The sequence below is a fragment of the Kitasatospora sp. NPDC001119 genome, assembly GCF_053598475.1.
The window spans coordinates 491,168-511,883 of the sequence record NZ_JBSFKI010000001.1; the positions used below are offsets into that span (position 1 = coordinate 491,168).

Consider the following 20,716-nt stretch of genomic DNA (forward strand, 5'->3'; position numbering starts at 1 on the left):
GCGACGAAGGACGGAGGCGTCAGCCGGTGGTCAGCGAGGCCGCGATCGCGGCCCGCAGCTCCTTCTTGCTGACCTTCCCGATCCCGGTGGCCGGGAAGGCGGCGACGAACTCGACCCGGTCCGGCACCTTGTACTCGGCGAGCCCGCGCTGTCGCACGAACCGCTTCAACTCGACGCTCTTCGGGGGCTGTTCACGACTCTCGGCGCGCAGCACCACGTACGCGCAGGTGCGCTCGCCCAGGTACGGGTCGGGCATCGACACCACCGCCGCGTCGTGCACCGCGGGGTGCGCGAGCAGGTGGTTCTCGATCTCCTCGGCGGCGACCTTCTCCCCGCCCCGGTTGATCTGGTCCTTGGCCCGCCCCTCGACCACCAGGTGGCCCGTGGGGGTGCGCCGGACCAGGTCCCCGGTGCGGTAGAAGCCGTCCGCCGTGAAGGAGTCGGCGTTGTGCCCGGGCGCGTTCCAGTAGCCGCGGATGGTGTACGGGCCGCGCGTGAGCAGGTGTCCGGTGGCGCCGTCGGGCAGGTCCCGGTCCTGGTCGTCGACGACCCGGACCTCGTCGTCGGGCGAGATCGGCCGGCCCTGGGTGGTGGTGACCAGCTCCTCCGGGTCGTCCAGCCGGGTGTAGTTGACCAGGCCCTCGGCCATCCCGAACACCTGCTGGAGCGTGCAGCCCAGTACCGGGCGCACCCTCCGGGCCGCCTCCTCGCTGAACTTGGCGCCGCCGACCAGCAGCACCTCCAGGCTCTCGTAGCCGCGGGCGCCGCGCTCGGCGGCGTCCAGCCAGAGCAGCGCGAGCGGCGGCACCAGCCCGGTGATGGTCACGCCCTCGCGCTTGATCAGCGGGAAGGCCGTCTCGGGGGCGGGCTGCGGGCAGAGCACCACCCGACCACCGGCGTACAGCGTGCCGAGCGAACCCGGCGAGCTGAGCGGGAAGTTGTGGGCGGCGGGCAGCGCGCACAGGTACACGCTGTCCGGGTCCTGGCCGCACAGCTCGACCGAGCCGCGCAGCGAGTAGATGTAGTCGTCGTGGGTGCGCGGGATCAGCTTCGGCACACCGGTGCTGCCGCCGGAGAGCTGGAGGAAGGCGACGTCCTCGGGACCGGGCTCCCCGCCGAAGGCCTCCGGGCCGGGCCCGTCGCAGGGCACGTCCGCGAGCCGGACGTGCTCCCCCGGGTCCTCGCCGGCCACCAGCACCAGCCGCAGCGCGGGGTTCTCGGCCCGTACCCGGCTGGCGAGTTCGCGGTAGTCGAAGCCTCCCTCGACGGCGGGCACCACGTACGCCGCCGCCCCGGTGAAGGAGCAGAAGTACCCGATCTCGGCGTACCGGTGGGCGGGCAGCGCGAAGACGGGCAGCGCGCCGATCCGGAACAGCGCGAACACGACCTCGAAGAACTCGGCGGCGTTGGGCAGTTGGACCACCACCCGGTCCCCGGCCCGGATGCCTCGGGCGAGCAGTCCGGCGGCCATCCGGTCGGCCCGGCGGTCGAGTTCGGCGTACGTCCAGCGCCGCTCGGTCGCCGCCACGCCGTGGCCGCCCGGGTCGACGACGGCGGTGCGCCCGCCGTGCTCGGCGGCGCGCTCGCGCAGCATCCGCCCGAAGGTCTCGCCGCGCCAGTACCCGGCGGCCCGGTAGCGCTCGGCGAACTCGGCGGGGTACGGGGTGAAGCCCGCCCGGGCCGTCTCCAGCGGCGTCACCGGGCCACCCCCGCGGCGTCCAGGAAGGTGCGGAACTTGGCGCTGGTCTCGGCGAGTTCGGCCTCCGGCCGGGACTGCTCGACCACGCCGGCGCCGGCGTACACCCGCAGCGTCCGCCCCTCCGCCTCGGCGCAGCGGATGGTGACCACCCACTCGCCGTCGCCGGTCGCGTCCTCCCAGCCGACCATGCCGGTGTAGAGGCCGCGGTCGAAGGGCTCGACCTCGCCGATCACCCGGCGGGCGACGTCCGTCGGCGTGCCGCAGACCGCCGGGGTGGGGTGCAGCGCGCAGGCCAGTTCGAGGGCGGAGACCGCCGGGTCGGCCAGCTCGCCGCGGATCGTGGTGGCCAGGTGCCACATCGCGGCCGTCCGTACCAGGGTGGGCCGTTCGGGTACCTCCAGGGTGCGGCAGTACGGCGCCAGCGCCTCGCGGATGGCGTCCACCACGACGGCGTGCTCGTGCAGGTCCTTGGGCGACTCCAGCAGCGCGGCGGCGCGCCGGACGTCCTCGCCGAGGTCCTCGCTGCGCGGTACGGAGCCGGCCAGCGGGTTGGCCAGCACGGCCGTTCCCCGCCGGGAGAGCAGGAGTTCGGGGCTGGCGCCGACCAGGGTGCGGCCGCCGCCGGACGGGACGGCGAAGGTGTAGCCGCCCGGGTCGCGGCGGGCCAGCCGCTGCAGGATGGCGGGCAGGTCGAGCGGCCGCGCGGCGCTCAGCTCCAGCGTCCTGGCCAGCACCACCTTGCTCAACTCCCCGCCGCGCAGCCGCTCGACGGCGGCCGCGACGCCCGCGCCGTACGCCTCGGGCGCGGGCACCGGGTCGATCCGCCAGTCGGCCTGCTCGGCCGGCGGCGCGGGCAGGGCGATCAGCGGGTCGTCGCGCAGCGCCCCGGCGGTGCGGACCCGGGCGGGGACGGCGAGTTCGACCCGGCTGTCCCGGTCGAACGCCACCGCGCCGACCACCAGCGGCCGTTCGACGCCGGAGCGGCCCGCCTCGGCCAGCGTCTCGGCGACCCGCACCGGCAGCGGCCGCCCGTCCTGCGGCACCCGGGCGTGCACCCCGGAGCCGAGCAGGGTGCGGGTCGGCGAGGCGAAGAACGTCTCGTCGGAGCCGGCCCGGTACTGGCCGAGCAGTCCGCTGGCCGCGCCGATGACGGCGTGGTCCTGGCCCTCGGCGAGGGCGGTCGCCGGGGCGTCGGGCCCGGCGGGTATCGGCCCGGCGGGGGCGTGGTGCACCGTGGTCACGGCGGTTTCTCCAGTCTGGGACGGTTCTTCGGGGGGGTGGGAGGAGGACCGGCGGCGTTCCGCTCAGGCGCGCAGGGTCGCGCCGCCGTCGACGTACAGGTCGTGCATGGTGATGTGCCGCGCCCGGTCGGAGGCCAGGAACACCACGGCCTCCGCGATGTCGGCGGGCGCGGCGATCCGCCCGAGCGGGATGCCGACCCGCCAGGCGCCCAGGTCGCCCTCGATCACCCGGCGTTCGGCCGCCTCGGCGTCCTCGCCCCACAGCGCGCGCTGCATCGCGGTGTCGGTCGAGCCGGGCGACACCACGTTGCACCGCACCCCGGACCGGGCGAGTTCCAGCCCCAGGCAGCGGGTGAACATGGTGGCCGCCGCCTTGGACGCCGCGTAGGCGGCCATCCCGGCGCGCGGCACCCCGGCGGCGTTGGAGCCGACGGTCACGACCGCCCCGCGTCCGCGGTCCGCCATCCGGCGGCCGACGGCGCGGCTGGTGTGGAAGACGCCGGTGGTGTTGACGGCGAAGGTGTCCGCCCAGTCCCCGTCGGTGAGTTCGACGACCGGGGCGGTGCGCAGGACTCCCGCGACGTTGACCAGCACGCCGATCGGTCCGAGCCGGCTCTCGATCGACTCCACGGTGCTGTCGACCGCCCGGGCGTCCGAGACGTCCAGCGCGTAGGGACGCACGGACGGCAGTTCGGCCGCCAGCGCGTCGATCCCGCCGGGATCGCGGTCCACCGCCGCGACGACGGCTCCCTCGGCCACCAGCGCCCGCACCACGGCCGCGCCGATGCCCTGCCCGGCCCCGGTGACCATCGCGACGGCACCGGCGAATTCGGACTGTTGCTGCACAGGACATCCCCTCCGACCAGCAAGATTAGGCAAGCCTAACCTAACACAGCTGTTCGCCTGTGCCGAGCGCCTGTACGAATCCCGCTGCTTCGCCGTCAACTCGCTCCGGACGCACGGAGGCCGTCCGCCCCGGACGATCCGGCGGCCCCGGTCTCCTTCCGGCACCGAAGAACCGGCACCGAGAAGCGGGCATCGAAGAGCGGGTGCCAAAAGACCGGCACCGAAAAGCCGGCACCGAAAAACGGGTGCCGAAAAGCGGGTGCCGCCCACCCGTGGATGAAGCAGCATGACCCGTATGTCTGATACCTCAGTACTCACCCGGGCCGAGGCCGTCGAGCGCCACCGCCTGCTCGACGTCCGCACCGTCCGCCTCGACCTCGACCTGACCCGCGGTCCGGAGGTCTTCGGCTCCACCACGGTGATCCGCTTCGGCTGCACCACCCCGGGCACCGGGACCTACGTGGACGTCAAGCCGGCCGCGCTCCGCCGGGTGGTGCTGAACGGCCGCGAACTGGACGTCGCCGCGCTGCGCGCCGGGCGCTTCCCGCTGACCGGCCTGGCGGCCGACAACGAGCTCACCGTCGAGGCCGACATGGCCTACTCGCACACCGGCGAGGGCATGCACCGCTTCACCGACCCGGCCGACGGCGAGGACTACGTCTACACCCAGTCCTTCCTCGACGACGGCCCGCGGGTGTTCGCGTCCTTCGACCAGCCCGACCTCAAGGCGCGGTACACGGTGTCCGTCACCGCGCCGCGGCAGTGGACCGTGGTCGGCAACGGCGTGGGCCGCCAGGTCACGCCCGGGCGCTGGGAGTTCGCGCCCACCCCGGCGATCAGCAGCTACCTGGTCTCCGTGGTGGCCGGCCCGCTGCACTCGGTACGCGCCGAGCACGACGGGATCCCGCTCGGCCTGCACTGCCGCCGCTCGCTCGCCGCCCACCTGGACGCCGACGCCCCCGAGCTGCTGGAGGTCACCCGGCAAGGCTTCGACCACTACCACCGGGTCTTCCGGCACCGCTACCCCTTCGACAGCTACGACCAGTGCTTCGTGCCGGAGTTCAACGCCGGCGCGATGGAGAACCCGGGCTGCGTCACGCTGCGCGACGAGTTCGTGTTCCGCTCCGCCGTGGACGACACCAGGCGCGAGGAGCGCGCCCTGGTGGTGGTGCACGAGATGGCGCACATGTGGTTCGGCGACCTGGTCACCATGAAGTGGTGGGACGACCTGTGGCTGAACGAGTCCTTCGCCGAGTACATGGCCTACAGCGTCACCGCCTCCTCCACCCGCTTCACCAGCGCCTGGACCGGCTTCGCCGCCAACCGCAAGACCTGGGGCTACGACGCCGACCAGCGCCCCTCCACCCACCCGGTGGCACCCGGCACGGTGGACGACACCGCCCAGGCGCTGCAGAACTTCGACGGCATCTCCTACGCCAAGGGCGCCGCCGCGCTGCGCCAGCTGGTCGCCTGGCTCGGCGAGGAGGCCTTCCTGGCCGGCGTCAACGACTACTTCGACGAGCACGCCTTCGGCAACGCCACCCTCGACGACCTGCTCCGGGCCCTGGCCGCGACCAGCGGCCGCGACGTCCACGGCTGGGCCGACCGCTGGCTGCGCACCACCGGCGTGGACACCCTGCGGCTGACCGACGGCCGGATCGAGCACACCTCGGCCGACGGCGGGCCGCGCCCGCACCAGCTGACCGTGGGCCACTACCGGCGCACCGCCGAGGGCGCCCTGGAGCTGGCCGACCGCGTGCCGCTCGACCTGGCGGCCGACAGCACCGCGGCGGTGAAGACCGACGCCGAGCTGACCCTGCTCAACGACACCGACCTCAGCTTCGTCAAGATCCGTCTCGACCCCGGCTCCTGGCGGACCGTGCGCTCCTCACTCGGCGCCGTGCCCGAGGAGCTGGCCCGGGCCGTGCTCTGGAGCGCCGCCCGGGACCAGGTGCGCGACGGGGAGCTGGCGCCCGGCGAGTACCTGGAGCTGGTCGCCGCCCACCTGCCCGGCGAGACCTCGGTGCACCTGGTCGACGCGGTGCTCTCCTTCGCCCGCGACTTCGTGGTGGACTGCGCCGTGCCGCCGACCGGTCGGCCGGCGGCACTGGCCGTCCTGAACGAGGTCTGCCGCACCCTGCTGCGGCGCACCGAGGACGAAACGGACCGCACCGGGCTGCGCCTGGTGGCCGCGCGCGGCGTGATCGGCACCGCCGCCGGCGAGGCGCAGGCCGCCGAGCTGCGCGACTGGCTGGCGGCCGGCACCGTGCCCGGCGGGCCGGTGCTCGACCCGGACCTGCGCTGGCAGCTGCTGCTTCGGCTGTGCGTGCTCGGCGCGGCGGGCGAGCCGGAGATCGCCGCCGAACTCGCCGCCGACCCCAGCGACACCAGCGAGAAGGGCGCCGCGCGCTGCCGCGCCGCGCTGCCCGACCCGGGGGCCAAGGAGGCAGCCTGGCAGGCGCTGTTCCACGGCGAGCTCTCCAACTACCTGGCCGCCGCCACCGCCAGGGGCCTGTGGCAGCCCGAGCAGGCCGAGCTGCTGGACGGGCTGACCGCCCGCTACTTCGAGGAGCTGGGGTCGGCCGCCGCCCGCCGCGGCCCCGCACTGGCCCGGGTGCTCGCCACCACGGGCTTCCCCGCCTTCGCCGCCACCGAACGGACGGTACGGGCAGCCGAGGCCTGCCTGGCCGACCCGGAGCTCACCGCGGCGACCCGGCGCGGACTGGTGGACCAGCTGGACACCCTGCGCCGCGCCGTCCGGGCACGGGCGCGGGCCGAGCGGTAGCACCCCCCGGCGGGCGGTAGGCGGCGGCGTGGCCCGGGTGGTCGCGCCGCCGTCTCGTGCTGTCCCGTGCCGCCGCACCGCGACGCCGCGCCCTGGTCCGGCAGGGCCCGTCCGGCAGGGCTCCCGCAGGACGTGCGCCGGGCCGGGCGACCGGACCCTAGCGCGGCGCGGCCGGGGTCGTCGGAGCCTTCGCGGGAGCCGTCGAGGACTTCCCGGGAGCCGTGGAGGCGGGGGCCGTCGGGGCGGTGGGGGCCGTCGCGGGGGTGCCGGGGGCGCCCGGGGCGGCGGGCGCCGGGGAGAGGCCGGTGCAGCCGCGCAGGCCGTCGCGGCGCTTGAGGGCGGCCTCGGCGGTGGCGCCGGTGACCGGCTCCGGGATGCCCTTGTCGTCGATGGTGGCCGGGGTGAAGGCCTCCCCGGTCACCTTCCCGTCGGCGGTGAGGGTGAGGGTGGTGACGCCGGTCTCGTTGGAGTTGGCGTAGTTCGAGGTGCCGTACCAGAGGAAGTTGCCGAAGCCGTACCCGATGTAGGTGTCGCCGAGCATGCCCGAGCCGACCATGGTGTGCGCGTGGGTGCCGACCACGGCGGTGGCTCCGGCGGTGGCGAGCTTCTTGGCGATGGTGGTCTGCGGACCGGTCGGGCAGGCCTTGCCCTCGTCGCCCCAGTGCAGGTAGACGAGCACCACCGGGGCCTGCTGCTTCGCCGTCTCCACCGCCTTGACCAGCGCCGGGACGTCCAGCGCCGAGGCGATGCCCGGCTTGCTCGCGCCGGCCCGCCACTTCTGGTTGGTGAGGTCCTCGACCTGGCTGGCGGCGACCACCGCGACCTTCACCCCGCGCACGGTGGTGACGTACGGGGCGTACGCCTCCTTGGCGTTGCGCCCGACGCCGACCACCGGGATCGGCGAGGAGTCCTTGGCGGCGAGGGTGTCGGTGAGGCCGTCGGCGCCGAAGTCCACGGCGTGGTTGTTGGCCATCGAGACGACGTCGACGCCCGAGTCCTTGAGCACCGACAGCGCCTTGGGCGAGGTGCGGAAGGTGTACGTCTTCGGCTCCGGGGCGCCGCGCCCGGTGATCGCGGTCTCCAGGTTGAGGACGGACAGGTCGGCGTCGGCGAGGGTGCGGGAGATCGGGCCGAGCGCAGGCTCGGGCGGCTTGACCGCCAGCCGGGCCTCGGTGCGGCCCTCGAAGTGGACGTCCCCGGCGAAGGCGACGGTGATGGTGCCGTCGGGCCGGGGCGGGGCGCTCTTGCCCGGGGCCGTGCCGGAGGGCGTCCCGCCCGGCGCCGAGGACTCGCCCGGCGGGACGGGGGCGGCGGAGGCCGGGGCCGGGGCGGGGTCGTCCGGCCCGCAGGCGGTGACGGCGGTCAGTCCGGCGAACAGCGCGACGGCGGCCGCGGCACGGCGCATGAGTGGATCCCCCCGAGGATGATGCGAGAACGATCAGCGTACGCCACCGAATCACCACCGCTTGGACCCGAGCCCGCAACATTCCGGCCACAAAAGGGCACGGCGCGGCGGCCCCGACCGGGCGCCGACGGCCGCTCCCCGGACGGCGCGCCCGGCCCGCCTGGCCGACCCGTCCCAACCGCCCACCCGACCGGGCCACCATGTCCCTGGCGCGGAGGCGGGCGGGGCGCGCAGCGTGGTGTGGAGGGGACGAGTACGGGGGAAGCGCGTGCGGGGGGAACCCGTGCAGGGGAGCCCGTGCAGGGGAGCGCGCGCGTAGGGGGGCGAGTCCCGCACCGAAGGCCCGGAGGTGTGACGTGATGGGCAGCAATCAGCTCTCCTCCGCAGGTGACGTCTCCCCCGCGGGCGGCGGCCGCGCCTCCCCCGCCCGGGAGCGCCGGATCGTGGTCGGGATCGACGGCTCCCCGCCGTCGAAGGCGGCCCTGCGCTGGGCGGTCGGCCAGGCCGTGCTCACCGGGGCGACGGTGCACGCGGTGGCGGCCTGGGAGTACCCCTCGCTGTACGGGTGGTTCGCGCCGATGGTGGACGACGGCTTCGAACGGATCGCCCGCCGGACGCTGAGCGCCGAGGTCAACGAGGTCCTCGGCCCGGACCGCCCGGTGGACGTCCGGGAGAGCCTGGTGCTGGGCCACGCCGCCGAGGTGCTGCTGGAGGCCGCCGAGGGGGCCGACCTGCTGGTGCTGGGCAGTCGCGGCCGGGGCACCTTCGCCCGGACCCTGCTCGGCTCGGTGTCCACCCGGTGCGCGGTGCACGGGGTCTGCCCGGTGGTGATCGTCCGCGCCGACGCGGCGGCCTCCCCCGCGGCTACCGCCCTCGGGGTCGAACAGCCGGCGCCCGGGGCCGTGCGCACCAAGGACTGGCAGCTCAGCCTGCACGTGGTCGAGGACGAGGACACCACCCGGGTGCACGCCGTGCTGGACGCCGACGGCAACGTGCTGCACAGCGACACCCGCTCCCGCCGCAACCCGCGCGACGCCCCGGCCCCGGCGGTCGGCGACGAGTTGGCGGTCGGCCGCGCCCTGGTGGACCTCGGCCACCAGCTGCTGCGCGCCGGCGTCCACGGCGCCACAGGGACCACGGAGGAGTGAACGACCCGGCCGGGGGTGGGAACCGGGCCGTGGCGTGAGCGGCGAGCGGCCGGGTACGCCATGCTGAATCACCGCTGAACCACTGAACTGCTGAACCGCCGTACCCCCGTCCCTCCCCGACCCGATCATCCCCGCCCCGCCCCGACCGGAAGAGCCGCTCCCCGCCATGGACACCACGCCAGCCTCCGAGGCCCCCACCCCGGAGGCCGCCCCGGACTTCACCCCCGACGAGCGCGCCCGGGGCCGGGCACTGCGCCGCGCCCAGCTGCCGTGGGCGCTGGGCGGGCGGCTGGCGGGCCTGGCGCTCACCCTGCTGCTCGGCCTCACCCCGGTCGGCGCCGCCGTGGTGACCGCCGTCGGCGGCTGGTTCGGCGGCTCACGGACGGCCGGGGTGCTGGCCGGAGCGGCAGCCCTGGTGCTGCTCGGCCAGGCGCTGCAGCTGCCGTTCGGCGCCGGGGCGCGGACCGTCCGGGCCCGGTACGGGCTGGTGACCCAGGGCTGGGCCGGGTGGGCGTTGGACGCCGTACGCGGCCTCGCGCTCACCCTCGTCCTCGTCCTCCCGCTCGCGCTCGGGCTGTTCGCGCTGACCGCCTGGTCGCCGCAGCGCTGGTGGCTGCCGGGGGCGGGCGCGGCGGCGCTGCTGACCGTGGCGCTCTCCTTCCTCCATCCGCTGCTGATCGAGCCGGTGTTCAACCGCTTCTCCCCGATGCCCCCGGGGGAGCTGCGCACCGCGCTGCTGGCACTGGCCGAGCGGGACGGCGTCCGGGTGCGGGACGTCCTGGTCGCGGACGCCTCCCGCCGCACCACCGCGCTCAACGCGTACGTCTCCGGGTTCGGGGCGACCCGCCGGATCGTCGCGTACGACACCCTGCTGACCACCGCCGAGCCGCGCGAGGTGGAACTGGTGGTCGCGCACGAGCTGGGCCACGTCAAGCACCGGGACGTGCCGGTGGGTACCGCGCTGGGCGCGGTCGGTGCGGCCGTCGCGGTGGCCGTCCTCGGCCTGCTCGCCACCTGGCGGCCGCTGCTGGACGCCGCCGGGGCGACGGACGCGGCGGACCCCCGGGCGCTGCCGCTGCTGGCGGCACTGGCGGCGCTGCTGGGCGCGCTGTCGGGGCCGGCGCAGTGTGCGGTGAGCCGTCGGATCGAGGCCAGGGCGGACCGGCACGCGCTCGAACTGACCGGGGACGTCGAGCAGTTCGTGGCGATGCAGCGCAGACTGGCCGTGGCGAACGTCTCCGATGTCGACCCGCCGAGGGTGCTTGAGCTACTGTTCGCCACTCACCCGAGTGCGACCAGCCGGATCGCCGCCGCCCGCGCCTGGCAGGCCGCACCGGAACGGCGGGCGCCGGAGCGGGGCGCGATCCCGGGCACATCTGTTGTATAGTGCAACAAATATCGAGGAGATAGGAACGCCGTGCCCGGCCGCCAGTCATCCATCGAGACCATCCAGCGCGAGCTGACCGCCTTCGCCCGCCGCGCCCGGCACAAGGCCTCCCAGCTGCACCCCGACCTCTCGCTGGTCACCTACAGCATCCTCGACCTGATCACCGAGCGCGGCGGCTGCCGGGCCGCCGACGTGGCCGCGTACTTCATGCTCGACAAGTCCACCGTCAGCCGCCAGGTCACCGCCCTGGAGAAGCTCGGCCTGCTGGCCCGCGAGACCGACCCGGACGACCAGCGCGGCCAGATCCTGCGCGCCACCGAGGCGGGGCTCACCCTGCTGCGGGACGCCAACGAGCAGCGTCGGCTCTCCTTCACCGCGCGCTTCACCGACTGGTCCGACGAGGACGTCGCCCGCTTCGCCGACTACCTGGCCCGCTACGGCCAGGAGGGCTGACCGGGCACCGCAGGGGAGCGGGCGGAGCCCTGCCGGGAGGCGTGAGCCGAGCGCCGGCGGGGATCAGGAACCGAACGCTGCCGGGGAGTGAGCCCGGCCGCTCCGGGTGCGCCCCGGCACCCCCACGGTGTACAGAGGAGGAGTGCCCCTCCGGCAGCGCCCCGATGCGCCGCACCCGCCGCCCGCGCCGCATCCCCCCGACCGCCGCCGCGCCTGGCGGCCCGACCGCCGGGTGCTGACGGCGCTCACGCTCGCGCTGATCGTGCTGATCACCGTCGTCGACATCGTCTCCCCGCCGGACGTCCACCTCGGCCCGCTGCTGATCGTCGCCCCCGCCCTCACCGCCTCCTTCGCCGGCCCCCGGGCCACCGCCGGGGTCGCCGCGCTCGCGTTCGCCGCGCTGACCGTCATCGGCGCCGTCCGGGACGGCCTGACCAGCGCGAACATCGAGACCCAGCTCAGCGCGCAGCTGATCGTCTCGGCACTGATCGTCGGCCTGCGGGTGCTGCGCGAACGGCACGAGCGCGAACTGGCCCGGGTGCGCTCGGTGTCCGAGGCCGCCCAGCGGGTGCTGCTGCGCCCGCTGCCGGAACGGATCGGACCACTGCACCTGGCCTCCGTCTACCTGGCCGCCGAGGCCGAGGCGCAGGTCGGCGGCGACCTGTACGCGGCCGCCCGCACCGCCACCGGCACCCGGCTGCTGGTCGGCGACGTGCGCGGCAAGGGCCTCTCCTCGCTCGGCGACGCGGCCCTGCTGCTCGGCGCCTTCCGCGCCGCCGCCCACCTGCACGCCGAACTGCCCGACCTGGCCGCCTACCTGGACGGCAGCGTCAGCTGGGACCTCGCCCAGCTCGCCGAACAGTCCCGGCGGGACCGGTGGGAGCGGCGCGAGCGGCAGGCGCTCTCCGCACTGCCCTTCCCCCCGCCCGAGGACCCCCCGGAGGAGAGCGGCGACTCCGGCGAGTCGTTCATCACCGCCGTGCTGCTCGACATCCCCGACGACGGCTCCCCGGTGCGCCTGATCGACTGCGGCCACCCTCCCCCGCTGCTGCTGCACCCCGACGGCATCACCGCCCTCGCCGCCCGCCAACCCTCCCCGCCGCTGGGCCTCGGCGAGCTCGCGCCGACGCGGTACGAGACGGAGACCTTCCCGTTCCGGCCCGGCGACCGGCTGCTGATCTACACCGACGGCGTGATCGAGGCCCGCGACGCCCAGCGGCGCTTCTACCCGCTCACCGAACGCGTCACCGCCTGGCGTGCCGAACACCCCGCCGCCCTGCTCCAGCACCTGCGCCGCGACCTGCTCGCCCACGTCGGCGGCCGACTGGACGACGACGCGGCCATGGTCGTGGTCGAGCGGCTGCCGTGAGGGCGGCCGACGAGCGCCCCGTGACGAGCGTCCTCGCAACGACGGCAGGCAGCCCTGTCGGATTGCCTTCTCACGACCCTCGTCGGGCCGGCCGCGGTGCCTCGGGCACGGCTCCCGGCCTGATCGCCTCCGGGCGTGTACGAGCCCGAGGCCGAGGCCGAAGCCCAGGCCGAGGAGGGCGGGCACGGCAGTCGTCGCGGCGAGGGCGCGCGGGTGGCGGAGGTCGAACATGCCGGGGCTCCTTCCCGGGGCCCGGACGGCCCCGCTCGTGGTGCCCCAACGATGACCCCGGCCACCCCTCCCGCACATGTACCGAACGGCACATCCTGAGCAGCGGCACCCCCACGTCCCCCTGCCGATCGGCAGGGGACACCGGCCGCGTCCACACGGTGGGAAGGAATTCTCCCGTACCCGTACCCGTACCCGTACCCGCGGCCCCCGGCAGGCCCTACGGCTGGCGGACGTACGGGGTCGTCGTGCTCACCCAGGCGAAGCCGAGGCGCTGCAGGATCGGCCGGCTCTGGTCGCTCGCGTCGACCTGGAGGTACTCGTAGCCGAGCTCGGCCGCGAGGCGGGCGCGGTGGGCGATGAGGGCGCGGTAGATGCCCCGGCCGCGCCAGTCGGGTGCGGTGCCGCCGCCCCAGAGTCCGGCGAACCCGGTCCCCGGGATCAGTTCCATCCTGGCGCCGCTGACCGGGCGGTCGCCGGCCATCGCGACGACCATGCTGACCGTCCCGACGCCGTGCCGCAGGTGGTCGAGCAGCCGCTCGCGCAGACGGGGGTTCTCGGCGCCGAAGGCCTGTGTGTGGGCGTCCATCAGCAGGTCCACCCCGGCCGGGTCGGTCACCGGGAGCAGCCGGACGCCCTCGGGCAGGGCGGCCTCGGCGGGCAGGTCCGCGATCCGGGCGAGCATCAGCGCCTCGTCCGGCTCCGGGGTGAAACCGGCCGCCAGCAGGCGGGCGCCGAGGTCGGCGGGGCGGTCGTGGGAGTAGGCCTTCCACTCGAACTCCAGCCCCAGTCCGGCGAAGTGGCGCACCTGCGCGGCGATCGCCGCGTCCGCGCCGGCCTCGTCCAGCCCGGACCAGACCACGCCGTTCCAGCTGTGCTCCGAGCCCACCTGCCGGACCACCGCACCGTCGCGCTCGACGCGGCAGCCGGGATCGGGCGGCGTGTTGCGCCGGATCCGGTCGTCGAACAGGGCAAGCATGTCGTCATGATCCATCCGCTCACTCCAGCACGGTCCGCGAGCGCGCACCATCGAGTTTCCGCGCCACCGGCTGCGGGCGGCGCCCCCCGGTCGGCTCCGGGCGGCGCTCCCCGTCCTGCCGCGGGCGACGGCCCCCGGCCTGCTCACGCTCCCCGGCCTGCCGCAGGCGACGGCCACCGGTCTGCTCACGCTCCCCGGCCGACCGGCGGTCCGCCGCCCGGAGCCGGCCGGACCGGATCGCCTCGCTCGGCACCTCCGCACCCATGATGGCGTCCAACAGGCTTCGCGCTTCGGCGAGTTCGTCCATCTGCCGGGTGATCCGGGCGCGTTCCCGGGCCAGACCGTCGAGCAGTTCGGGGCAGGTCGGGCCGGGAGGGCGCCGACCCGGGCCCGGCAGGCCGTGGAGGATCTCGGCGATCACGGCGCTGTTGAGGCCGGCCGCGAGCAGGGTGCGGATCCCGCGGACGGTGTCGACGTCCGGCTCTCCGTACTCGCGGTAGCCGCTGGGACGGCGCTCGGGCGCGAGCAGCCCCTGCTCCTCGTAGTAGCGCAGCGCGCGCGGGGTGGCCCCGGTGCGCCGGGCGAGCTCTCCGATCCGCATCGCGGACACCTCCTCGACGGACCGTCCACCGCGGGTCGCCACCGGGGCTCTCCACCGAAGCCCCCGTGACGTTCCGCCGTGCCCCTCCGCCTTGACTCTGCCGTCGGCGTGAAGGTCTAGCGTAACCGCCATGCCGAACGAACGATCTTCCTCAACCACCCATGCCCGCACCGCCGTTGCCGTGCTGGGCCTGGGCCCGATGGGCCGGGCGCTGGCCGGGGCACTGCTGGCCGCCGGCCATCCGGTCACCGTGTGGAACCGCACGCCGGGCCGGGACGCCGAACCGCTCGCCCTCGGCGCGCGGTCGGCCGCGAGCCCCGCCGAGGCGGTGACGGGCTCCACCGAAGGAGCCACGGGCCCCGCCGAGGCCGGCGCCCCGCTCGTCCTGCTCTGCGTCCGCGACCAGCCGGCCGCCCGGGCCGTACTGGAGGCCGCCGGGGCGGCACTGCGCGGCCGGACCGTCGTCAACGCCACCTCGATCGCGCCGGGCGACGCGCGGGCGAACGCCGCCGACGCCGAGGCCCGGGGCTACCGCCTCCTGAACGCCGCGGTCCTCACCCCCACCCCGACCATCGGCCACCCGGAGGGCACCGTCCTGCTGAGCGGCGACGCCGAGGCCTTCGCCGCCCACGAGGCGACGCTGCGGGCGCTGGGCACCGTACGCCACGTGGGCGCGGACCCGGGCCGGGCGGCGGCCTTCGACGCGGCCCTGCTCGACCTGTTCTGGACCACCGTGCACGGCTTCCTGCACGCCCTCGCGCTGGCCCGCGCCGAGGGCATCAGCGGCGCCGAACTCGCGCCGTACGCCCAGGGGTTGCCGCGCCTGCTGCCGCCGCTGATCGACCGCCTCGCGCAGCGCGCGGACGACCGCCGGCATCCGGGCGACCACAGCAGCCTCGCCTCCGCCGAGGCCGGGCTGGCGCACGTCGCGCACACCGCCCGGGCGCGCGGCCTGGACACCTCCGTCCTGGACGCGGCGCTCGCCGTCACCCGGCGGGCGGTCGGGGCCGGGCACGGGTCGGACGGGGTGTCCGCCCTGGTCGACCTGCTCGCCGGATAGCCGGGCAGCCGGGCAGCCGGGCAGCCGGGCAGCCAGGTAACCGGACAACCGAGCAGCCGGGAACCGGGCAGCCGGACACCCCGCCGACCGGGCCCGCTACTGCGCCAGGTACCCGCCGTCCACCGGCAGCACGACCCCGGTGACGAAGGAAGCGTCGTCGGAGGCGAGGAAGAGGACGGCCGCCGCGACCTCGGCCGGGTCGCCGAGCCGCCCCATCGGGTGCAGCTTCTCGATCGCCCCGAGGTACTCGGTGCCGCCGGGCTCGTCGTACAGCCGGGCGACCCGCTCGGTGGTGATGGTGCCGGGGGCGACGGCGTTGACCCGGATGCCGCGGTCGGCCCATTCGACGGCGAGGTGCTTGGTCAGGCCGGAGGCGACGAACTTGGCGGGCCCGTACACCGCCTGGCCGCGCTGGCCGGCCTCGCCGGAGATGGAGGAGAGGCAGACGATCGAGCCGCCGGGCCGGTCCTGCGCGGTCATCGCCTCGATCGCGTACTTGCAGGTGAGGAACATGCCGCGGCCGTCCACCGCCATCACGTGGTCCCAGTCCTCGGCGGTGGCCTCGGTGATCTCCATCAGCGGGATGATCCCGGCGTTGGCCACCAGCACGTCCAACCGCCCGTGCCGCTCGACGGCGGCGGCCACCAGCCGGCGCGCGTCCTCGTCCCGGGCCACGTCGCCGACCACCGTGCTGACGGCGTCCGGGAACCGCTCGGCCAGCCGGTCCAGCCCGGCCTCGTCCACGTCGAAGGCGACCACCGACGCGCCCTCCCGGACGAAGCGTTCGGCGACGGCCCGTCCGATACCGCTGGCCGCACCCGTCACCGCACAGGAGCGGCCGGCCAGCCGCCCGCCCGCGGGGCTCCCCGCGTTCTCAGTCACCATGGCGCGACTCTACCCAGCGGGCGGCCACGCGTCGGGCGCCTTCGGCCGGTTCGCCGGATCCGGCCGGTCGGCGGCTCAAAAGCGGCCCGGAGCGGGACCGGGGGGCGGAGCGGAGAGAAGCAGGAGCCGGCAGAAGGCCACCGACGACAGCGGCGGCCGGGACCGTCGGTACGGTCCCGGCCGCCGCGCCGGCTCGACGGCGGGTACTACACCCGCGCGTCCGTCGCCAGGGCCTCCGCCACCGGAAGGTTGGGCTGCGGGTGGGTCAGCAGGTGCACGCCCGCCGCCAGCGCGCCGCCGACCAGCGGGGCGAGCAGGAACAGCCACAGCTGCGACAGCGCGTCGCCGCCCGCGAACAGCGCCGGGCCGAGGCTGCGCGCCGGGTTGACCGAGGTGCCGGTGAGCGGGATGCCGACCAGGTGGACGACCACCAGCGCGAGGCCGATCGGCAGCCCGTCGAAGCCGACCGCGGCGAGCCGGTGGGTGACCGCCAGGACGACGTACACCAGCAGGAAGGTGAGGATGACCTCGGTCAGGAACGCGCCGCCGGCGTTGATGTGCATCTGGGAGCGCTCGCCCCAGCCGTTGGTGCCGAGCTTGCCGTGGGTCTCCAGCCCCGGTATCTGCTTCGCCAGCAGCAGGACGAGCCCCGCACCCGCGATGCCGCCGAGCAGCTGCGCCACCCAGTACGACACCGCCGTGCGCCCGTCGATCCGGCGGGCCAGCAGGAAGCCGAGCGTCACCGCCGGGTTGACGTGGCAGCCGGAGATCGGGCCGAGCGCGTACGCGAGCGCCAGCAGCACGAAGCCGAACGCGAACGCGATGCCCACCGGACCGATCGCCACCCCCGCGAGCACCGCCGCACCCACTGCCAGCAGCACCAGCAGCAGGGTCCCGAGGAACTCGCCGATCACCGCCCGCCTGTCCGTTCCACCCATGCGCCTGGTCCTCCTGACCGTCAGGGCAGGCGGTCCGGTGCCGCCCACGTCCGGCCAACCCTGGTCGACCGTTCGAGGGACCGCATGTCGGCCGGACGGCGTAGCGCCGTGTTTACGGCGCGTCCGCCTGCCGAATTACTCCGAACGGATGAAACCGTACGGAAATGGCGCAGCCAATGCAAAACGGAAGCAAAACGGGCAGACAGGGACAGGGCGGGCGCCGTGTGCCTGTCAGACCGTCAGCACGATCTTGCCGCGCAGGTGCCCGCCCTCACTGACCCGCTGCGCCTCGGCCGCCTCCGCCAGCGGGAACACCCGGTGCAGCGGCAGCCGCAGGGTGCCCGCCTCGTGCAGGGCCAGCGCGGCCGCGTAGGCACTCGTGTAGTAGGGCTCGACGCCCTCGGCGCCACCGGTGAACCGGACGCCGTGCTCCTGCGCGCCCTGGATGTCGGCGATCGTCAGCACCCGGTCCGCGCCGCCCACCAGCTCGATCGACAGCGGCAGCACCCCGCGCCCGGCCGCGTCCAGCACCCGGTCCACCCCGCCCGGGGCGGCGGCCCGCACCCGCTCGGCCAGGCCCTCGCCGTACGTCACCGGGATCGCGCCGAGCTCGCGCAGGTGGTCGTGGTTCGACTCGCTCGCGGTGCCGACCACGGTGATCCCACGGGCCCGGGCGAACTGGAGCAGCACGGTGCCCACCCCGCCGGCCGCACCGTGCACCAGCAGGGTCTCGCCGGGCCGCACGCCCAGGACGGCGAGGGCGCGCTCGGACGTCTCGGCCGCCGTCGGGATCGCGGCGGCCTCCGCCCAGCCCAGGGTGGCGGGCTTGTGGGCCAGCATCGCCGCGTCCACCAGCGCCCGCTCCGCGTAGCCGCCGCCCATCAGGGCGCCGAACACCTCGTCGCCGGGGGCGAAGCCGCGCACCTCGGCGCCGACGGCCTCCACCACGCCGGACACCTCGAAGCCCGGAACGTAGGGGAAGGAGACCGGGAAGAACCCGGCCAGCTCGCCGGTGCGCAGCTTGTGGTCCAGCGGGTTGACGCCCACCGCGCGGACCGCGACCCGCACCTGGCCGGGGCCCGGGACGGGCAGTTCGATGTCGATCGGGCGCAGCACGTCCGCGCCGCCGAACTCGGGGAAGGCGATCGCCTTGGTCATGGGAAGGTCCTTCGGTTCCAGGGGAGTTGTTGCCTCCGACGTCTTCCATCCTGCGACCGGGGCAACGGCGGCCCAGCCAGTCCTTCGGACGGTTCGACCTGTCCGAACGGCCAGGCGGGCCCGGCGGCGCCCGAACTAGGCTGGACCGCATGGACACCACTGAGCCGCCCGGAACCGCCACGGGCACGGGCGGGACGGGCACGCGCACGCGCACGGACGGGGCGGGCACGGGCGATCCGCGCGCGGACGGGACGGGCGCGGACGGGACCTGGCGCGACCGCTGGGGCCGCCCCGAGGACGCGCTCGCACGGGCCGTCGAGGTGCTGCGCGCGCCCCGGCCGGACCTCCTGCTGCGCCTGTCCGACGTGCTCGGCACCCTCGTCCCGCACACGGCGCTCGCGCAGCTCAGCGGCGTCTGCACGTTCAACCCCTCCCACAGCTACGGCCCGCCCGAACTCACCGCCGCCATCAGCACGCTGGACCTGTCCCGGCTGGCCGAACAGGCGGCCGCGACCACCTCCGCCGGCCGTCCCTGGCAGGGCGAGTCCGAACTCGCCGGACAGTCCCGGCCGGTCGTCGTCGTCACGACCACGCCGGGCAACGACAGCGGCGCCGTCCTCGTCCTCGTCCGGGCGGGCACCGAACCGGTCGCCCCCGGGGCACTCGCCGTCCTGCAACAGCTGTGGGACCTGGTCATCGCCCACTCCGACCACCGCGCCACCGACGCCGCCCCCACCCAGACCGCCGCCTCCCGCGCCTCCGCCAACGCCCGCGCCCGCGCCATCGCCGAGTTCACCGGCACCCACAGCGCCGCGCTCACCGCGATCCTGGCCCCGCTGCGCTCGACCGGCCTGGACGACGCCACCGCCCGCCGCAACGCCACCGAACTGGCCGTCACCGCCCTGCTCGACCTGCGCCAGGGCGCCGAACTCGACCGCGCCCTCAGCGAGGAACCCGCCGACGCCGCCTTCGCCCGACTCGTCCGCGAACTGCGCCCGCTGCTGCGGCACACCCGGGTCCACCTCGACGTCGCACCCCCGCCGGAAGCCGACCGCTCCGTCCCTGCGGACGCCGCCCACACCGCCCGCGACGCCGTCCGGGTGGCCGTCCTGCTGATGCTGGAACAGGAGAAGCCGACCCGGCTGCACGTCAGCTGGCAGCTCACCGCCGACGGCCAACTGCGCGCCGTCGTACGCGGCGACGGCCTCGGCCTGCTCACCGCCGACGCCCTCACCGTCCACCGCACCGCCGACCGCATCACCGCCCTCGGCGGACGCCACGGCGTCGAAGCCGTCCCCGGCTGGGGCACCACCGTGACCGTCGACCTCCCGCTCGCCCTGCCCGAACCCGCCCTCGCCACCGACCCCCTCGACGGCCTCCAACCGCGCGAACTCGAGGTCCTCGACCAGCTCGCGCGGGGCCGCCGCAACCGGGACATCGCGGCGGCGCTCCACATCAGCGAGTCGACGGTGAAGTTCCACGTCGCCAACATCCTCGCCAAACTCGACGTCTCCTCCCGCGGCGAAGCCGCCGCCCTGGCCCACCGCGCCGGACTGCCCCGCGGCCCGGTCGGACTGCACGCGGCATCCTGAACACCCCTCCCCCACCTGAGGAATAGCCGACATGACCGACCCCACCACCCCGGACCCGACCACCTGGGACCCGACCACCCCCGGGCTCCTGCGCCTGCCCTCCGGCCGCCTCCTGCGCGGCCGCGGCCTCAGCAAGCCCCTGCCGCCCGGCCCCCGACCCGACTTCGGCCTCTACCTGTTGGGCCGCCCGCCGCACGTCGACTGGCCCAGCCGCTGGGTACGCTGGCCCGACTTCCGCCTCCCCACCGACCGCACGGACGCCACCGACGCCTTCCGCGAAGCCTGGGAACGCTCCGCCACCCAACGCGTCGAACTCGCCTGCGCCGGCGGCCGGGGCCGCACAGGCACCGCACTCGCCTGCATCGCCGTCCTGGACGGCGTCCCGGCCGCCGAAGCGGTGGCGTACGTGCGGGAGCACTACAGCCGGCACGCCGTCGAAACACCGTGGCAGCGCAAGTTCGTGGAGCGGCTGGCCTAGATGAATGAGTCCGATGTCCTCAGTGGTCATAGGCGATGAGTGAGCGCTTGATCGCGGCGCCGGTGTTCCAGTTGTGCCAGATCGCGGCGGCGAGGGCGAGTAGGCGCTGACCGGTGCGGGCGAAGACGCCGGCCTCGGTTCGTGCGCCGTGCTGTTCGAGGCTGAGCTGGCCCTTGAGAGTGTCGATGACCGCCTCGATCCATTGGCGGACGCGGGCGAGCCTGCCGAATCGGGCAGGCTCGCCCTTGCGGTCGGGCCGGACCAGGTGCGCGCCGAGCCCGTCGGTGACGAAGGCCTCGAACGCGGCTCCGGCGAAGCCCTTGTCGCCGAGGATCACCTGCCCTTGGCGCACGAGGTGCCGGTCACGGTCGAGCATGGCCTCCATGACCTCGCGCTCGCCGAGTTTCGGGTTGGCCAGGCACCAGCTGACCGGCATGCCCTCGGCCGTGGTCAACAGGTAGAGC

17 protein-coding genes and 1 pseudogene are annotated in these 20,716 nt (G+C 75.3%); 8 read left to right on the top strand and 10 right to left on the bottom strand.

Annotation, left to right across the window (positions count from 1 at the left end; all coding sequences use genetic code 11):
- Nucleotides 1-19 precede the first annotated feature (19 nt).
- From ACWDD9_RS02215 to ACWDD9_RS02225, 3 genes are all read right to left on the bottom strand, one after another.
- Nucleotides 20-1,699: a (2,3-dihydroxybenzoyl)adenylate synthase gene (locus tag ACWDD9_RS02215; RefSeq protein ID WP_449810588.1), complete on the bottom strand. Its 1,680-nt coding sequence runs from the start codon at nucleotides 1,697-1,699 to the stop codon at nucleotides 20-22.
- The gene (gene dhbC, locus ACWDD9_RS02220) at nucleotides 1,696-2,907 is read right to left on the bottom strand and encodes an isochorismate synthase DhbC (RefSeq protein ID WP_449810604.1); all 1,212 of its coding nucleotides are present in this window, start codon (nucleotides 2,905-2,907) and stop codon (nucleotides 1,696-1,698) included. Before dhbC ends, ACWDD9_RS02215 begins: the two co-directional genes overlap by 4 nt.
- A gap of 96 nt (nucleotides 2,908-3,003) precedes the next feature.
- Nucleotides 3,004-3,819, bottom strand: coding sequence for a 2,3-dihydro-2,3-dihydroxybenzoate dehydrogenase (locus ACWDD9_RS02225; RefSeq protein WP_049659886.1), 816 nt, complete (start codon nucleotides 3,817-3,819; stop codon nucleotides 3,004-3,006).
- Between the two features lie 262 nt (nucleotides 3,820-4,081).
- On the opposite strand from ACWDD9_RS02225, the gene pepN reads away from it, so the two are divergent.
- On the top strand, nucleotides 4,082-6,571 hold the full coding sequence (gene pepN / locus ACWDD9_RS02230) for an aminopeptidase N (protein WP_449810589.1): 2,490 nt from the start codon (nucleotides 4,082-4,084) through the stop codon (nucleotides 6,569-6,571).
- A 157-nt stretch (nucleotides 6,572-6,728) separates the two neighbouring features.
- Here the strand turns inward: pepN and ACWDD9_RS02235 are convergent, their stop codons facing one another.
- A complete protein-coding gene (locus ACWDD9_RS02235; RefSeq protein ID WP_387966618.1) occupies nucleotides 6,729-7,976 on the bottom strand; it encodes a CapA family protein in 1,248 nt (415 codons plus the stop codon).
- Nucleotides 7,977-8,335: 359 nt separating this feature from the next.
- On the opposite strand from ACWDD9_RS02235, the gene ACWDD9_RS02240 reads away from it, so the two are divergent.
- The 4 genes from ACWDD9_RS02240 to ACWDD9_RS02255 all read left to right on the top strand — a co-directional run bounded on the left by ACWDD9_RS02240 (nucleotide 8,336) and on the right by ACWDD9_RS02255 (nucleotide 12,333).
- Nucleotides 8,336-9,124, top strand: coding sequence for a universal stress protein (locus ACWDD9_RS02240; protein WP_375874457.1), 789 nt, complete (start codon nucleotides 8,336-8,338; stop codon nucleotides 9,122-9,124).
- A 166-nt stretch (nucleotides 9,125-9,290) separates the two neighbouring features.
- Nucleotides 9,291-10,511 (top strand): M48 family metallopeptidase, encoded by a 1,221-nt coding sequence (locus ACWDD9_RS02245; RefSeq protein ID WP_449810590.1) that lies wholly within the window; start codon nucleotides 9,291-9,293, stop codon nucleotides 10,509-10,511.
- Nucleotides 10,512-10,541: 30 nt separating this feature from the next.
- Nucleotides 10,542-10,964: a MarR family winged helix-turn-helix transcriptional regulator gene (locus tag ACWDD9_RS02250; RefSeq protein ID WP_049651037.1), complete on the top strand. Its 423-nt coding sequence runs from the start codon at nucleotides 10,542-10,544 to the stop codon at nucleotides 10,962-10,964.
- 232 nt (nucleotides 10,965-11,196) lie between these two features.
- Nucleotides 11,197-12,333 (top strand): PP2C family protein-serine/threonine phosphatase, encoded by a 1,137-nt coding sequence (locus ACWDD9_RS02255; protein ID WP_449810605.1) that lies wholly within the window; start codon nucleotides 11,197-11,199, stop codon nucleotides 12,331-12,333.
- A 448-nt stretch (nucleotides 12,334-12,781) separates the two neighbouring features.
- On the opposite strand, the gene ACWDD9_RS02260 is transcribed toward ACWDD9_RS02255, so the two are convergent.
- Together ACWDD9_RS02260 and ACWDD9_RS02265 are read right to left on the bottom strand one after the other, a co-directional pair.
- Nucleotides 12,782-13,555, bottom strand: coding sequence for a GNAT family N-acetyltransferase (locus ACWDD9_RS02260; protein ID WP_049651039.1), 774 nt, complete (start codon nucleotides 13,553-13,555; stop codon nucleotides 12,782-12,784).
- A 4-nt stretch (nucleotides 13,556-13,559) separates the two neighbouring features.
- The gene (locus ACWDD9_RS02265; RefSeq protein WP_449810591.1) at nucleotides 13,560-14,141 is read right to left on the bottom strand and encodes a MerR family transcriptional regulator; all 582 of its coding nucleotides are present in this window, start codon (nucleotides 14,139-14,141) and stop codon (nucleotides 13,560-13,562) included.
- Between the two features lie 130 nt (nucleotides 14,142-14,271).
- Here ACWDD9_RS02265 and ACWDD9_RS02270 point away from each other — a divergent pair, with 130 nt between their 5' ends.
- Entirely contained in the window at nucleotides 14,272-15,201 is a 930-nt protein-coding gene (locus tag ACWDD9_RS02270) for an NAD(P)-dependent oxidoreductase (RefSeq protein ID WP_449810592.1), read from the top strand.
- A 96-nt stretch (nucleotides 15,202-15,297) separates the two neighbouring features.
- Here ACWDD9_RS02270 and ACWDD9_RS02275 read toward each other — a convergent pair whose 3' ends face one another.
- From ACWDD9_RS02275 to ACWDD9_RS02285, 3 genes are all read right to left on the bottom strand, one after another.
- Nucleotides 15,298-16,086, bottom strand: a complete 789-nt coding sequence (locus tag ACWDD9_RS02275) for an SDR family NAD(P)-dependent oxidoreductase (RefSeq protein ID WP_049651041.1) — start codon at nucleotides 16,084-16,086, stop codon at nucleotides 15,298-15,300.
- A 206-nt stretch (nucleotides 16,087-16,292) separates the two neighbouring features.
- Nucleotides 16,293-17,024: an MIP family channel protein gene (locus ACWDD9_RS02280; RefSeq protein ID WP_049651042.1), complete on the bottom strand. Its 732-nt coding sequence runs from the start codon at nucleotides 17,022-17,024 to the stop codon at nucleotides 16,293-16,295.
- Nucleotides 17,025-17,255: 231 nt separating this feature from the next.
- Complete coding sequence (locus ACWDD9_RS02285) at nucleotides 17,256-18,182, bottom strand: NADP-dependent oxidoreductase (protein WP_449810593.1); 927 nt, start codon at nucleotides 18,180-18,182, stop codon at nucleotides 17,256-17,258.
- Nucleotides 18,183-18,331: 149 nt separating this feature from the next.
- On the opposite strand from ACWDD9_RS02285, the gene ACWDD9_RS02290 reads away from it, so the two are divergent.
- Both ACWDD9_RS02290 and ACWDD9_RS02295 read left to right on the top strand, forming a co-directional pair.
- The gene (locus ACWDD9_RS02290; RefSeq protein ID WP_449810594.1) at nucleotides 18,332-19,774 is read left to right on the top strand and encodes a LuxR C-terminal-related transcriptional regulator; all 1,443 of its coding nucleotides are present in this window, start codon (nucleotides 18,332-18,334) and stop codon (nucleotides 19,772-19,774) included.
- Nucleotides 19,775-19,805: 31 nt separating this feature from the next.
- Nucleotides 19,806-20,252, top strand: a complete 447-nt coding sequence (locus ACWDD9_RS02295; RefSeq protein WP_449810595.1) for a protein-tyrosine phosphatase family protein — start codon at nucleotides 19,806-19,808, stop codon at nucleotides 20,250-20,252.
- A gap of 19 nt (nucleotides 20,253-20,271) precedes the next feature.
- Here the strand turns inward: ACWDD9_RS02295 and ACWDD9_RS02300 are convergent.
- Nucleotides 20,272-20,716, bottom strand: a pseudogene (locus ACWDD9_RS02300) (IS982 family transposase); the annotation flags it as partial.

Coding starts and splice junctions, on each gene's coding strand:
- pepN (WP_449810589.1), top strand. CDS start 4,082: ATGTCTGATACCTCAGTACTCACCCGGGCCGAGGCCGTCGAGCGCCAC.
- ACWDD9_RS02235 (WP_387966618.1), bottom strand. CDS start 7,976: ATGCGCCGTGCCGCGGCCGCCGTCGCGCTGTTCGCCGGACTGACCGCC.
- ACWDD9_RS02240 (WP_375874457.1), top strand. CDS start 8,336: ATGGGCAGCAATCAGCTCTCCTCCGCAGGTGACGTCTCCCCCGCGGGC.
- ACWDD9_RS02245 (WP_449810590.1), top strand. CDS start 9,291: ATGGACACCACGCCAGCCTCCGAGGCCCCCACCCCGGAGGCCGCCCCG.
- ACWDD9_RS02260 (WP_049651039.1), bottom strand. CDS start 13,555: ATGGATCATGACGACATGCTTGCCCTGTTCGACGACCGGATCCGGCGC.
- ACWDD9_RS02265 (WP_449810591.1), bottom strand. CDS start 14,141: ATGCGGATCGGAGAGCTCGCCCGGCGCACCGGGGCCACCCCGCGCGCG.
- ACWDD9_RS02270 (WP_449810592.1), top strand. CDS start 14,272: ATGCCGAACGAACGATCTTCCTCAACCACCCATGCCCGCACCGCCGTT.
- ACWDD9_RS02275 (WP_049651041.1), bottom strand. CDS start 16,086: ATGGTGACTGAGAACGCGGGGAGCCCCGCGGGCGGGCGGCTGGCCGGC.
- ACWDD9_RS02280 (WP_049651042.1), bottom strand. CDS start 17,024: ATGGGTGGAACGGACAGGCGGGCGGTGATCGGCGAGTTCCTCGGGACC.
- ACWDD9_RS02285 (WP_449810593.1), bottom strand. CDS start 18,182: ATGACCAAGGCGATCGCCTTCCCCGAGTTCGGCGGCGCGGACGTGCTG.
- ACWDD9_RS02290 (WP_449810594.1), top strand. CDS start 18,332: ATGGACACCACTGAGCCGCCCGGAACCGCCACGGGCACGGGCGGGACG.
- ACWDD9_RS02295 (WP_449810595.1), top strand. CDS start 19,806: ATGACCGACCCCACCACCCCGGACCCGACCACCTGGGACCCGACCACC.